At 65.5% G+C, this 12,761-nt stretch carries 12 protein-coding genes and 1 riboswitch; of the genes, 1 reads left to right on the forward strand and 11 read right to left on the reverse strand.

Going from position 1 to position 12,761, the window contains the following annotated elements; translation table 11 throughout:
• Window positions 1–9 precede the first annotated feature (9 nt).
• The gene (locus ACE103_RS37285) at window positions 10–135 is read right to left on the reverse strand and encodes a hypothetical protein (protein ID WP_375777068.1); all 126 of its coding nucleotides are present in this window, start codon (window positions 133–135) and stop codon (window positions 10–12) included.
• Window positions 136–183: 48 nt separating this feature from the next.
• On the reverse strand, window positions 184–1,098 hold the full coding sequence (locus ACE103_RS37290) for a LysR family transcriptional regulator (protein WP_223966925.1): 915 nt from the start codon (window positions 1,096–1,098) through the stop codon (window positions 184–186).
• 107 nt (window positions 1,099–1,205) lie between these two features.
• Between ACE103_RS37290 and ACE103_RS37295 the strand changes: the two genes are divergently transcribed.
• The gene (locus ACE103_RS37295; protein WP_375777069.1) at window positions 1,206–1,796 is read left to right on the forward strand and encodes a GNAT family N-acetyltransferase; all 591 of its coding nucleotides are present in this window, start codon (window positions 1,206–1,208) and stop codon (window positions 1,794–1,796) included.
• A gap of 44 nt (window positions 1,797–1,840) precedes the next feature.
• Here the strand turns inward: ACE103_RS37295 and uca are convergent, their stop codons facing one another.
• The 9 genes from uca to ACE103_RS37340 all read right to left on the reverse strand — a co-directional run bounded on the left by uca (window position 1,841) and on the right by ACE103_RS37340 (window position 12,760).
• On the reverse strand, window positions 1,841–5,383 hold the full coding sequence (gene uca / locus ACE103_RS37300) for an urea carboxylase (protein ID WP_375777070.1): 3,543 nt from the start codon (window positions 5,381–5,383) through the stop codon (window positions 1,841–1,843).
• Between the two features lie 3 nt (window positions 5,384–5,386).
• Entirely contained in the window at window positions 5,387–6,025 is a 639-nt protein-coding gene (locus ACE103_RS37305) for an urea amidolyase associated protein UAAP2 (protein ID WP_375777071.1), read from the reverse strand.
• The gene (locus ACE103_RS37310) at window positions 6,022–6,867 is read right to left on the reverse strand and encodes an urea amidolyase associated protein UAAP1 (protein WP_375777072.1); all 846 of its coding nucleotides are present in this window, start codon (window positions 6,865–6,867) and stop codon (window positions 6,022–6,024) included. Before ACE103_RS37310 ends, ACE103_RS37305 begins: the two co-directional genes overlap by 4 nt.
• On the reverse strand, window positions 6,864–7,697 hold the full coding sequence (locus tag ACE103_RS37315; RefSeq protein ID WP_375777073.1) for an ABC transporter ATP-binding protein: 834 nt from the start codon (window positions 7,695–7,697) through the stop codon (window positions 6,864–6,866). Before ACE103_RS37315 ends, ACE103_RS37310 begins: the two co-directional genes overlap by 4 nt.
• Window positions 7,694–8,512, reverse strand: a complete 819-nt coding sequence (locus ACE103_RS37320; RefSeq protein ID WP_375777074.1) for an ABC transporter permease — start codon at window positions 8,510–8,512, stop codon at window positions 7,694–7,696. The genes ACE103_RS37315 and ACE103_RS37320 overlap by 4 nt, the downstream gene beginning before the upstream one ends.
• A 32-nt stretch (window positions 8,513–8,544) precedes the next feature.
• Window positions 8,545–9,618, reverse strand: a complete 1,074-nt coding sequence (locus ACE103_RS37325) for a putative urea ABC transporter substrate-binding protein (RefSeq protein ID WP_223966917.1) — start codon at window positions 9,616–9,618, stop codon at window positions 8,545–8,547.
• A 78-nt stretch (window positions 9,619–9,696) separates the two neighbouring features.
• Window positions 9,697–9,807, reverse strand: a riboswitch (guanidine-I (ykkC/yxkD leader).
• 299 nt (window positions 9,808–10,106) lie between these two features.
• Window positions 10,107–10,751 (reverse strand): glutathione S-transferase family protein, encoded by a 645-nt coding sequence (locus tag ACE103_RS37330; RefSeq protein WP_375777075.1) that lies wholly within the window; start codon window positions 10,749–10,751, stop codon window positions 10,107–10,109.
• A gap of 4 nt (window positions 10,752–10,755) precedes the next feature.
• On the reverse strand, window positions 10,756–11,499 hold the full coding sequence (locus ACE103_RS37335) for an SDR family NAD(P)-dependent oxidoreductase (RefSeq protein WP_375777076.1): 744 nt from the start codon (window positions 11,497–11,499) through the stop codon (window positions 10,756–10,758).
• A 64-nt stretch (window positions 11,500–11,563) separates the two neighbouring features.
• Window positions 11,564–12,760: a CaiB/BaiF CoA transferase family protein gene (locus tag ACE103_RS37340; RefSeq protein WP_375777077.1), complete on the reverse strand. Its 1,197-nt coding sequence runs from the start codon at window positions 12,758–12,760 to the stop codon at window positions 11,564–11,566.
• Between the last annotated feature and the right edge of the window lies 1 nt (window position 12,761).

Consider the following 12,761-nt stretch of genomic DNA (forward strand, 5'->3'; position numbering starts at 1 on the left):
GCAGCCGCGCTAACCCGGCAGGATCAACGCCACGACGTCGCCCGCACGCGGCGTCCGGCCGGGCTTCACCGGCACCGACGTAATCCTGCCTGGCGCGTGCACGCTGATCTCCATCTTCATGGAGTTGACGGGCATCCAAGCTCGCCTGAAGCGCCGCATCCGGGCAAAGCGGCCCGGATCGGGTCAGGCCGGAGCGCGCGCGGGCTTCCTGTACTCAGCGGTCTCGGCGCGAACCAGGTCGCAGAATTCGAGCGCAAGACGGCTGCGCGGCCGTTGCGACGGAAACAGCAGTACAGTGGTGATCTCCAGCCGCGGCGTGAACGGCTTGAGCACGATCCGGGCGCTGGCAAAATCCCGCGCCACGACGGGATCGACGATCGAGAAGCCCAGCCCCTGCGCAACCAGCGCGCAGCGCTGCATGCTGTACTGAATCTCCGCCACCGTTCTGACCACGACTCCGGCGTCTTCGAAGGCGCGTTCGAGGCGCGATCGATGCGGCGCGCCTGGGGCAGGCGCAATCATCGCCTCGCCGTGCAGGTCCTTTGGCATGATCAATCGCTTGGACCGAAGCCGGTGCTGACGCGGCAGCACGCAGATGGCATCGGTCGTCATCAGCAGTTCGTCGTCGACCGCCGCAAAACCCGACTGGGGTCGCGCCAGCCCGACGTCGCACTGGCCCGCAGCAACCAGGCTCCAGACCCGTTCAGGGCTATGCACGGCGACCGAAAGCATGATGCCGGGGTTCTTCCTGGAGAAGCTGCTGACGATCCGCGGCATCAGCGAATAGGTGAATGCCGGAAGGCAGGCGATCCTCAGCGTGCCGCTGCCCCGCGCGCGAATGCCGCGCGCCGCACGCGCCAGATACTCCAGCCCGGCCTGGTTGCGCTCCACCTCATGCAGGAAGATCTCGCCTTCCGGCGTCAACGTGACGCCGCCGCGCCCGCGTTCGAACAGCGCGAAGCCGATCTCGCGCTCCAGCCGCGCGATGGCGCGACTGACGAAGGGCTGCCCGATCCGCAGGCTCAGGGCCGCCTTGGTTATTCCGTTGTGACGCACGACCTCGCGAAACAGGTCAACGTGTCTCGGATTCAGGGACATGACCAATCCGCATATGAACTGCCATTCCGGTCATTTGACGGCATGTTGGCTCGATGCGTCAATAGGGCATGCAATTCGCAGACAGCCATGCCGCCTTGGATGCCGCCTTGGCCACCGACCGCATCCTGCTGAACAGGATCCACGGCTCCGAGATCGCGCGGGTCAAACCGCTCGGGGACGCCGGCATGCTTCGGCAGCTCGATCGCGGCGGCTCCGGCCAGGCGGCGGCCGCGCGCATGGCAGCCACGCTGAGCTGCGCGAACAACACGGCCGCGTTCGCGATCGAGGACGCCGGGTCAGGCGACATCATCGGGCTTACCGCTTTCGCCGCGCTCGAGCCGGAGGAGAAGCGGGCGACGCTTGCACCGATCTGGAGCAGCGGACGATTGGACGAGGTCCTGCTCATCAGCCATGTCGCGCATCTCATGATGCGGTATGCCTTCGAGGTGCTCGCCGTGGAGCGGGCCGAGGTGCATCTGGATTGGCGCCTGCGGCGTACGCTCGAGCTCTATACCGGCCTCGGCTTCCACTGCGAGGGACGGCTTCGCGCCTATTTTGCCTGCGATGAAGGTCCATCCGCCGACGCTGCGGTCCTCAGCGTGGTACGCTCCGGATGGCCTGCCATCGCCGACCGACAGCGCCGGCTCCTTGCCGACGAGGCGTGGCGCTGTCGGCTTCCGTCCGATCGTCCCCCATAGCGCAATGACGGAGACAGGACCGCAGCAGATCGACGCGGCCGAATCTACTCCGGCCGGATCAACGCCACCACATCGCCCGCGCGCAACGTCTGGCCGGGCTTGACCGGCACCGACGCAATGCGGCCCGCGCTCGGCGCGTGCACACTGATCTCCATCTTCATGGACTCGATGATGGCAAGCACGTCGCCGGCTGCGACTTTTGCACCCTCCTCGACCAGGATCTTCCAGATGTTGCCGGGCACTTCCGAGAAGGCGCCGACCTGGCCGTCAGGAATGCCGGTCGTTGCGACGCTCGCATCGATCGATTCCGCCGGCGTCTCGTCGAGCTTCATCTCGCGCCAGCGCTGACGCTCGGCATCGAACGCGGCCTGCTGCGTCGCCTTGAATGCCGCGATCGACGGCTGCGCGTCGGCCAAGGACTTCGCGTAGTCGGCGTAGGAGAACTCGCCCTGCTCGATCCTGATGTCGTATTGCCCATGCGGGAATGCGGCGCGTGCGTCCAAGAGCTCATCGGCATCGACCGGGAAGAAGCGGATCTTGTCGAAGAACCGCAGCAGCCAGGGATGGCCTGGCTCGAACACCCGCGTCGTGCGCCATGTGTTCCAGACCTGGATGGTGCGGCCGAACAGCTGGTAGCCGCCTGGCCCTTCCATGCCGTAGATGCACATATAGGCGCCGCCGATTCCGACCGCGTTCTCCGGCGTCCAGGTCCGTGCCGGATTGTACTTCGTGGTCACGAGGCGATGCCGCGGATCGAGCGGGGTTGCCACCGGCGCGCCGAGATAGACGTCGCCGAGGCCGAGCACGAAATAATCGGCGTCGAACACGATGCGGCGGACATCGTCCTCGCTGCCGAGCCCGTTGATGCGGCGGATGAACTCGACATTCGACGGACACCACGGCGCATCCGCGCGGACCAGCTCCTGATACTTGCGCATCGCCAGCTCAGCCTCTGGATCCCGCCACGACAGCGGCAGATGCACGGTGCGGCTCGGCACCCGCATGGCATCGACCGGCGGTAGGTCGCGCTCGATCCGCCTGAGCACATCGAGCAGCTTCGTTCGCGACAGCGCGGTGCCGTCATAATGGATCTGCAGCGAGCGTATGCCAGGCGTGAGGTCGATCAGGCCGCCGAGCTTCGCATCCTCCAGCGCCTGCGCCAGCACATGGACGCGCAGCCGCAGCGCGATGTCGAGCTCCATCGGGCCGTATTCGACCAGCAGATTGTCGTCACCGGCGCGGCGGTAAACCACGGGGATCGGGCCATCATCATGGCGCCCGACGATGGCCGCGCCGATCTCGGGCGCACGCAGCACGGTGGGGCCGGCAACCGGGTCGTCGCGTTTCACCGGAACGAACTGAACCGTGTCGCCCGGTTTGAGCTGGCCGACCTTCCAGAGTTCGTCGCGCGCGACGACCGCCGGACAGACGAAGCCGCCGAGACTTGGTCCATCCGGCCCCAGAATGATCGGCATGTCGCCGGTGAAATCGATCGAGCCGACCGCGTAGGCATTGTCATGAATGTTCGACGGATGCAGCCCAGCCTCGCCGCCGTCGGCACGCGCCCAGCACGGCTTCGGACCGATCAGCCGCACACCGGTGCGGGCGCTGTTGAAATGCACCTCATAGCTCGACGCAAACAGTGTTTCGATGTCCTCGTCGAGGAAGAAGTCCGGTGCACCATGCGGGCCGTAGACCACGCCGATCTGCCACGCCGAAGTCAGCTCCGGCCGCTCGTCCTCCGTGGCGCGCCGCGGCGCCGCAAGGTCTGACGTCTCGGCACCGATATGCAGCACATCGCCGGCCTTGAGCGAGCCCGTCGCATGGCCGCCGAACGCGCCGAGCGCAAACACGGCGCGCGAGCCCAGGATCTCCGGCACATCGATGCCGCCACGCACGGCGAGATACGCGCGTTGGCCCGGGCCCCTGATACTTCCGATGACGAGCGTCTGGCCGGCGCGCACCGCGACCGGCTCGTCATAGCCGACATCGGTGCCGTCGAGCGATGCCTTCATGCGTGCACCCGAGAGCGCGACGATCGCATCGGTGTTGAAGCGCAGGGTCGGCCCGTTGACGGTCAGCTCCAGCGCGGTAGTTACTTCCGGATTGCCGACCACGCGGTTGGCAAGACGAAACGATCGCTCGTCCATCGGGCCGCTGGGCGGCACGCCGACATGCCAGAGATGCAGCCGGCCGGGCAATTCCTGCACCCCGCTCTGCGCACCCGGCGCGACGACGTCGATGGTGCGCGGGCGATAGGCGAAAGCGCCGAGCACGCTGGTCGCCACCTGCCCGCTCCGGAACACATCGGACGCAGCGACCGCGCGGAGATAGTCGAGATTGGTCTCGATCCCGGCGACCACCGTGTCATCCAGCGCCTGCGTCAGCTTTGCGATCGCGGCCTCGCGCGTCTCGGCCGAGACGATGATCTTGGCCAGCATCGGATCGTAGAACGGCGACACCTCGGTGCCGGTCTCGATCCAGCCGTCGATCCGCGCGTCCGGTGAAAAGCTGACTTGGGTCAGCCGGCCCGCGCTTGGGCGGAAGCCCGCGCCCGGATTCTCGGCATAGAGCCGCACCTCGATCGCCGCGCCCTTTGGCGTCAGCGTACCGGCATTGCCAAGCACGTCCTCGCCGGCCGCCTGCCGGATCATCCATTCCACGAGATCGACGCCGGTGACCTGCTCGGTGACGGGATGCTCGACCTGGAGACGGGTATTGACCTCGAGAAAGTAAAAATCCTCGCGCGCGACGTCGTAGATGAACTCCACCGTGCCGGCGGATTCATACGACACCGCCTTGCCGAGCGACACCGCGGCCGCGTGCAGCCGTTGCCTTACGTCGTCGGACAACCCAGGCGCGGGGGTCTCCTCAAAGACCTTCTGGTTGCGCCGCTGCAGCGAGCAATCGCGTTCGCCGAGCGCGATCACATCGCCCTTGCCATTGCCGAAAATCTGCACCTCGATGTGGCGCGCCTGGGCGACGAACCGTTCGAGATAGACCCGGGCATCGCCGAAGCTTGCCCGCGCCGTGCGTTGCACCGATTCAAACCGCTCGCGCAACGTCGCCATGTCGTGGCAGAGCTGCATGCCGATGCCGCCGCCGCCGGCCGTGCTCTTCAGCATCACCGGGAAGCCGATGGCTTCCGCCTGTTGCAGCGCCTCGTCGATGGTCTCGAGCAGGCCGGAACCCGGCAGCAGCGGCACGCCGCTGCGCTCGGCGATCTCTCGCGCGCGGTGCTTGAGGCCGAAGGCGTCGAGATGCTCAGGCCGCGGCCCGATGAACTTGATGCCGTGCTCGGCGAGCCGCTCGGCAAAGCGCCGGTTCTCCGACAGGAAGCCGTAACCGGGATGCACCGCCTGCGCGCCGGTCGCGAGGCACGCCGCCATGATCACATCGACGTTGAGATAGCTCTCCGCCGCCGGCGCCGGGCCAATGCGCACCGCCTCGTCGGCCTCCAGCACCGGTCGCGTGAAGCGGTCGGCGTCGGAATAGACTGCGACCGAAGAGATGCCCATGCGGTGCAATGTTCTGCCGATCCGGCCGGCGATCTCGCCGCGGTTGGCAATCAGGACTTTGCTGAACATGCCTCACACCTCCGGCTCGAAGATCGTGACCTGCACCGGCGTCGGGAAGAAGCCGTTGCAGGGATTGTTGATCTGCGGGCAGTTCGAGATCAGGCACAGCACGTCCATCTCGGCCACCAGCTCGATGGCGTCACCGGGCTTGGAGACGCCGTCGACCACGGTGAAATTGCCGGCCGGATCGATCGGCACATTCATGAAGAAGTTCAGGTTCGGTACGATGTCGCGCTTCGACATGCCGTACTTTGCGGCTTCGATCACAAAATTCTCGCGGCAGGCGTGCTGGTAGCGGGTCTGGTGCCCGAACCGCACGGTGTTGCTCTCGCAGGAGCAGGCACCCGCCGAGGTGTCGTGCAGGCCGCAACTGTCGGCGGTGACGCGCAGCATCACCCGGCCTTCATTGGACATGATCCTGGTGCCGAGCCCGACATAGGCCGAGCCCTGCGCGCGCAGCGTATCCTGGCCGCTATAGCGCTCGCCAAAGTCGTCGGCACGATAAAACAGCGTATCGACCGCCTGCTGGCCATGGGTGTCCGTGATCCGCAGCGTCTGGCCTTTGCGGATGATGGCCGACCACGGCTTGCGCGCGGGGATTTCGGCGTCAAGAACGACGCGACCACGGGTCTGGGCGGATTGCGTGGTCATCGCACGGCTCCTTCGCTCGTCTCGCCCAGATACAGCGCATTGTTCTGATAGGCGCGGATCGCCTCGGCGGTCGCGGTACGACAGAGATCATCGGCGGCGGACGCGCTCGCGCGAAAGCGCACGATCTCCACGCTCGCCCGCGGGTAGCGCTCCGCGGGATCGAGCGGATGCGGGCAGTTCGACAGCGCGATCAGCAAATCCATTTCCGCGCGTAGATCGACGAAATCTCCCTTTTGCCGGCGCGCGTCGGACCAGACGAACTTGCCGCCCGCGTCGATCGCAACCGGTGCAAAGAAGCTGACGCAGGGATGCACGTCACGGCGATCGAGCCCGAGCTTCGCCGCGGCCAGGATGAAATTGTCGCGCGTACTGCGGAAATTCCCCTCGCCGTATTTCGCCTGGTTGGTCGCCGCGGTCGAGCCGCCGACCACGGCATCATGCGCAGCACTGCTGTCCTCGGTGATGCCGAGCAGCGCGCGGCCCATGTCCGACAGCAGCACGCGCCCCTTCTGCAGCCGCGCCGCCCACTGCACCTTGATGGTGTCGGCGTGGTTGAGCCGCTCGGCGGTGTCGGCGCTGTTCCAGGCGAGCAGGCTGACGGTGGATGTCCCTGAACTGTTGACGATGCGCAGCGTATCGCCGCGGTTCAGCCGGGTGGTCCAGTACCAGCCGGCAGGAATCACCTCGCGACGGATGATCGCATCGGCAGCGATCGGCGCGGCGTCGCGCGAAGTCGGCTGCGGCAGCGCCCGCGGCGCGTGCTCCTGCCCCGCCGCCTTCAGCTCGTTGTACCGCCGCGTATGCGCCGCGATCTCGGCCTTCTGTTCCTCGGTGAGGATCATGGTTGCTCCTTCAAGACGAGAGCGCCGGGCCGTCCCGGCTGATGCTCCTGGTCTGACCGGGTCGTCCCGGTCGGAGCTGGTTGAACCGACGACCGCAGCTCGGCGCTGCGGCGTGGGAAAATCTCGAGGTCGCGCGACACCGTGGCACCGTAGCGCTCGCGCTCCTCCGGGCGATTGCGCTGCCGCTCCAGCGCGATCACGCGGGTCGCGAGCCCGAACGCCTCGCTGAGGTCATGCGTCACCATCACGACCGTGAGATGGGTCTCGTTCCAGAGCCGCTTCATCAGCAGATGAATGTCGGCGCGAATCCCCGGGTCGAGCGCGCCGAACGGCTCGTCGAGCAGCAGGATCTTCGGCCCACGCATGATCGCCTGCGCCAGCGCGAGGCGCTGCTGCATGCCGCCCGACAGCGCCGACGGGTATTTGCTCTCCTGACCGGCGAGCCCGACCTCGGCAAGCAACGCCATGGCCTCGTCGGTGGCTGCGCGCCGCGCGGCGCCGAACAGCCGGGCCGTGAATTTGGCGTCGCGCAGTTCGCGGCCCAGCATGACGTTTTGCAGCACGGTCAGATGCGGAAATACCGAGTAGCGCTGAAACACCACGCCGCGGTCAGCGTCCGGTTCGGCGCGCAACGGCTTGCCATCGACCAGGATCTGGCCGCGGCTCGGCTGCTCCTCACCGAGCAGCATCCGCAGCAGCGTGGTCTTGCCGCAGCCGGACGGACCAACCAGTGCAATGAACGCGCGCGGCTCGACCTCCATCGTGATGCGTTCGAGCACGATGTGGTCGCCGTATTCCTTCCAGACGTCGTCGAACCGGATCGCGCTCATTCCGCCCTCACCGACGCAAACCAGGGAAACAGCCTGCGCTGCAGGACGCGCAGGCCGACATCGATCAGGAACGCCAGCAGCGTGATCCAGGCGACATAGGGGATGATGACGTCCATCGCCAGATAGCGGCGCACCAGGAAGATCCGGTAGCCGAGCCCGGAGTCGGAGGCGATCGCCTCGGCCGCGATCAGGAACAGCCAGGCCGGGCCGAGCTGTAGCCGCAGCACGTCGATCAGCCGCGGCAGGGTTTGCGGCATCGCGATGCGCAGCGCGATCTGCCAGGTCGAGGCGCCGAGTGTCTGCGCCTTGACGATCTGCTCGCGCGGCAGCTCCTGCACCTTCATGGCGAGGTCGCGGATCATGCAGGGTAATGTCCCGATCACGATCAGCGCGATCTTCGAGTTTTCGCCGAGGCCCATCACGATGAACAGGATCGGCAACAATGCCAGGGGCGGCACCATCGAGGTGACCGACACGAAGGGCCCGAGCAGGGCATTGGCGCCCGGCAACAGTCCGATCACGATGCCGAGAACGAGCGCCGCCACCGTCGAGATCGCCAGCGCCGACCCCAGCCGCCCCAGGCTGGCGACGGTGTCGGAGGCCATCAGATAGCTGCCGGTGCGCGGATCGACCTCGAATGCCATCTGCTTGACGGCCTGCACCATGTTGGGCAGCGCCGGCAGCAGCTTGTCGTTCGGGTTTTGCGCGAGCCGCGCGCTGGAGCCGGCGAAGTAGGCGATTGCGACCAACAGGAACGGCAGCGCGAGCAGATAGAATCGCATCTGCCGTCCCGGCCGTATGTTCACAAGTCGCATGTCCGACTCCTGCTCGAAGCAATGCTACGTGGTCAGAGCTTGCCTTTGGCGGCTTCGTCCATGTAGGTCGGGTCGAAGCGCAGCTTGACGTTCGACTTGTCGCCCAGCACCGACTTGTCGGCGAGCTCGATCCCGACGGCGTCGGCGGATTTTGCGCCCTTGCCCAGCAGATCCTTGTCGAACAGGAACTTGCGGACGCGATCCATGGTCACGCCGATGGTCTGGCTGCGCGTAAACGCTTCCGCGTCCGTTGCTTTGTCGAACAGTTTTGTGGTCGAGAGCTGGCTGTCGAAGCCGGCGAGATCGGTGCCGGAGGCCTTGGCCATTGCCTCCTTGGCGGCCTTCGCCGCAGGATCGTTCGCGGTCATCCTGGAGAGCGTCTCATACCAGATGCCGACCAGCGCCTTGGCGAAATCCGGATTGTCCTTGGCGACCGCGGTGTTGACCACCATCAGGTCCATGATCTCGCCCGGGATCTGCGAGGAATCGAACACCTTCTTGGCATCGGGCGAGCCGAGGATTTCCGTCACGATCGGATTCCAGGTCACGACCGCATTGACGTCTGATGTCTTGTAGGCGGCTGCGATATCGGCATCGGAGGTGTTGACGACCTTGACGTCCTTCTCGCTCAGCTTGCTGGTCTCGAGCGCGCGGGCCAGCAGATAATGCGACACCGAGAACTCGACCAGGTTGACCGTCTGCCCCTTGATCGCGGCGAGATCCGACTTGTTCTTGAGGATCACGGCATCGTTGCCGTTGGAGAAATCGCCCATCACGACCGCGGTGGTGTCGACACCACCTGCCGCCGGAATCGACAGCGCGTCCATGTTGGTGATGGTGACGGCGTCATAGCCGCCCGCGGTGTACTGGTTGATCGATTCGACGTAGTCGTTGAACTGCTTGACCTCGATCGCGATGCCGTATTTGTCGGCCCACTTCTTGACGATGCCGGTGTCGGCCGCATAGCCCCACGGCATCCACCCGACATAGATCGACCAGGCGACCTTGAAGCTTTTCTTTGGTGCGGCGTCAGCGACGGACGCGGCCGCGAGCACGATCGCGCAGCCGGTGACAACAGAGCGGAGGAAGAAAGAGAACTTGTTCATTGCCGATCCCTCTTGCGAAACTTCACAAAAAGGGACTGGCGAAAAGACCATCGCTCCGCCAATCCCTTGGCTAACGAGGTCTCCCGGGCTTTTATCCCGCCGTGCACCTGCGGGGATGTCTCCCCCGCAAGCGGCTGCTCTCGGACCAGCACCTTGCTTAGCAAGATCGGAACCCTAGCGGCCAACTCGACGCCATTGATGCACGAGGCGTGCCACAGCACCGGCGTTTGAATCTCATGAGATTTTTCGGCACACACCGCGTAGCCGCGTGAACGCTCTGCTTAAAAACTACGCAGGCCTGCCCAGAATTGGCTCTGTCATTCCGTTACCGGCGTCAGCAGGATGCCTGCTATCGCTGATGTCGAGGGGAAATTCGATGCGGATGCTCTTGAGGGCCCTCTGGCGCGGGCTGCATGGCCGCTACGGCCTGACGCCGCGATGCGATGTCGGCGGTCCGGCGAGGACCAGGCTCTGACGCGCGTGACCAGTCAGCTCTTTACGGTATTGATCGCGACACTTTCCTTATAGGCCGGCCGTGCCGTGACGCGGTCGAGATAGGGCGTTGCGACCTCGCAGACCCCGACACCGTAATCGATCGCCCACACCAGGCAGGTCGTCAGCAGGATATCCGCGCTGGTGAATTGATCGCCCATCAGATATTGCCGGCCGTCCGACAGGGCGACTTCGACATGGCGGAGCTGCTGCCGAAAATACTCGGCCGCTTTCACGACGACGTCAGGAGCATGGCCGTAGATGTGGGCAAGGCCTTGGACGTCATGGCGACGCATCACATAGAGGCTGGTCGAGTCGAGCTCGGCCACGATGAAGAAGCACCATTCTAGCCATCGCGCAAAATCGTGCTCCTCGACGGGAACGAGCGAGATGTTCGGGTTGGAGTAGTGGCGCGCCAGATAGGCGACGATCGCCGCGCTCTCCCCGATCGTGAAGTCGCCGTCCTGCAGCAGGGGAATTTTCTGCCGCGGATTGAGCAAGGTGTATTCCGGCGTCTTGGTCTCGCCCGAACGCGGCAGGATCGGCTTGCAGTGATAGTCCAACCCCAATTCGTGCAATGCCCAATGGGCCCGGATCGTCCGCGATGTCCCCACCCCCCATAACGTCAGCGTCTCCGTCATAATGTCACCATTTCTCGACGGAGGGACGCAGATCCAGTTCATGGCTCCATCCGTCGCGGCTCTGCTGGTGCACGAACCAGTAGGCCTCCGCGATCGAGGACGTCCGCGTCAACGTGTCTGGCGGAATCTCTGATGCGTCGACGCCGGTGGCGGCCTTCATCCGCTGGTGGATGGCCGGGCTGTCGACGCCGGCATCGATCAGGAGATGCGCGACGTGGATGTTCTTGGGTCCGAGTTCGCGCGCCATCGCCTGGGCGACCGCGCGCAGGCCGAACTTGGCGGATGCGAATGCCGCAAAGCCGCTGCTGCCGCGCACGCTCGCGGTCGCGCCGGTGAACAGCATGGTGCCCCGGCCATGCCGCAGCATGTGCCGGGTCGCCTCGCGTCCGACCAGAAAGCCGGCGAAGCAGGCGAGCTCCCAGGCCTTGAAGAACAGCTTTTCGCTGGTCTCATGCAGCTCCTTCTTGACGTTCGAGCCGGCATTGAACAGGCAGACCTCGATCGGCCCGAACTCGCGTTCGACCCGCTCGCATAGCTCCTGCACCTCGGTCTCGCGCCGCGCGTCGACACTGAGCGCGTGCACCCGGCTGCCGGCGGCGGTCAGTTCCTCCACCAGCGCGCCCGATTTCGTCGCATCGCGCCGCGCGATGCAGACCGTGTAGCCGCCGGCGGCGAAGCGCCGCGCCACCGCGGCGCCGATCGCATCGCCCGCGCCCACCAGCAAGGCAGTCTTGTTTGTCTCGGCCATAGGACATCTCCCACCGACGGCAGTTGTTCAGTTCAGCAATGGTGACGTTGCGTGGCGCGATCGCTCAGACCGCGCGCACGGCTTTCTGCTCGATCATCTCTGCGATGGCGGCTTCGCCATAGCCGAGGTCGGACAGCACCTGCTTCGTATGCTGGCCGATGCGCGGGGCCGGGCCGCCGATCGCGGCGGGATCGACCTCGAAGCGCGCCGCAGGTTTCGGTTGCCGCACCGTGCCGACCCCGGGCTGCTCGAGCTCGGCGATCAGCCCGCGGGCGACCACCTGCTCGTTGGCGATGATTTCGCCGCGCCGCAGTATCGGCGCGCAGGGCACATCGGCCGCGTCGAGCCGCGCCAGCCATTGGGCGGTGGTGTGTCTGCCTATGTAGTCCTGCATCCTGTTGATGCGCGCCGTTGCATTGACCGAGCGCGAAGCCGGCGTGGCGAAGCGTTCATCTCTGGCGAGCTCCGGATCACCGGTCGCCTTGCAGAAGCCCTGCCATTCGGAATCAGAGATGGTGCCGCAGGTGAGGTATCCGTCCGAGGTCTGAAACACGAGATCCGGACGATCATTCGGATCGGCCGTCCCCTGCTCCCGGCCGACCACGGTGTATTGCATCATGCCTTCCGGCCAGAGATAGGCGATCATCGCGTCGAGCATCGCCACCTGGATATGCTGGCCGCTGCCGGATTTTTCCCGCGCGTACAGCGCCGCCGTGATCGCCTGCGCGGCATAGACCGCCGTTGTCTTGTCGGCCACGATGGTCCGGATCATCTGCGGACGGTTGGTCACCGGCTGCGCCTGGATATCGCAGAAGCCCGACAGGGCCTGCACGATCGGATCATAGACGCGCTTCTTGGCGTAAGGCCCGTCTTCGCCGACGCCGCTGATCGAGACATAGATCAGCCGCGGATTCTTCTTGCGCACCTCGTCCGGACCGAGCCCGAGACGCTCCATCGTGCCGGGCCGGAAATTCTGCACCAGCACGTCGGACTGCATGACCAGCTTGGCCAGGACATCCCGGCCGGCATCGGTCTTCATGTCGATCGAGAGCGAACGCTTGCCGCGGTTCGACGAGATGAACAGCGCCGAGAACTCGCCGGTCTTGTCGACATTGGCCCGGCTGCGGCGGGTGATGTCGCCGCCGATCGGTTCGACTTTCAGAACATCGGCGCCCTGATCGGCCAGAAACATCGTCGCGAACGGGCCCGAAACGACACCGGTCAGATCAAGTACGCGAACTCCCGCCAACGGCCCTGGCATG

Origin of the sequence: Bradyrhizobium sp. ma5, from assembly GCF_042258955.1 — a bacterium.
Lineage (GTDB): Bacteria > Pseudomonadota > Alphaproteobacteria > Rhizobiales > Xanthobacteraceae > Bradyrhizobium.

What these genes read in the sequence shown, in the direction of transcription:
- ACE103_RS37285 (WP_375777068.1), bottom strand. Translation starts at nt 135, where the DNA reads ATGCCCGTCAACTCCATGAAGATGGAGATCAGCGTGCACGCGCCAGGC.
- ACE103_RS37290 (WP_223966925.1), bottom strand. Translation starts at nt 1,098, where the DNA reads ATGTCCCTGAATCCGAGACACGTTGACCTGTTTCGCGAGGTCGTGCGT.
- uca (WP_375777070.1), bottom strand. Translation starts at nt 5,383, where the DNA reads ATGTTCAGCAAAGTCCTGATTGCCAACCGCGGCGAGATCGCCGGCCGG.
- ACE103_RS37305 (WP_375777071.1), bottom strand. Translation starts at nt 6,025, where the DNA reads ATGACCACGCAATCCGCCCAGACCCGTGGTCGCGTCGTTCTTGACGCC.
- ACE103_RS37310 (WP_375777072.1), bottom strand. Translation starts at nt 6,867, where the DNA reads ATGATCCTCACCGAGGAACAGAAGGCCGAGATCGCGGCGCATACGCGG.
- ACE103_RS37315 (WP_375777073.1), bottom strand. Translation starts at nt 7,697, where the DNA reads ATGAGCGCGATCCGGTTCGACGACGTCTGGAAGGAATACGGCGACCAC.
- ACE103_RS37320 (WP_375777074.1), bottom strand. Translation starts at nt 8,512, where the DNA reads ATGCGACTTGTGAACATACGGCCGGGACGGCAGATGCGATTCTATCTG.
- ACE103_RS37325 (WP_223966917.1), bottom strand. Translation starts at nt 9,618, where the DNA reads ATGAACAAGTTCTCTTTCTTCCTCCGCTCTGTTGTCACCGGCTGCGCG.
- ACE103_RS37330 (WP_375777075.1), bottom strand. Translation starts at nt 10,751, where the DNA reads ATGACGGAGACGCTGACGTTATGGGGGGTGGGGACATCGCGGACGATC.
- ACE103_RS37335 (WP_375777076.1), bottom strand. Translation starts at nt 11,499, where the DNA reads ATGGCCGAGACAAACAAGACTGCCTTGCTGGTGGGCGCGGGCGATGCG.
- ACE103_RS37340 (WP_375777077.1), bottom strand. Translation starts at nt 12,760, where the DNA reads ATGCCAGGGCCGTTGGCGGGAGTTCGCGTACTTGATCTGACCGGTGTC.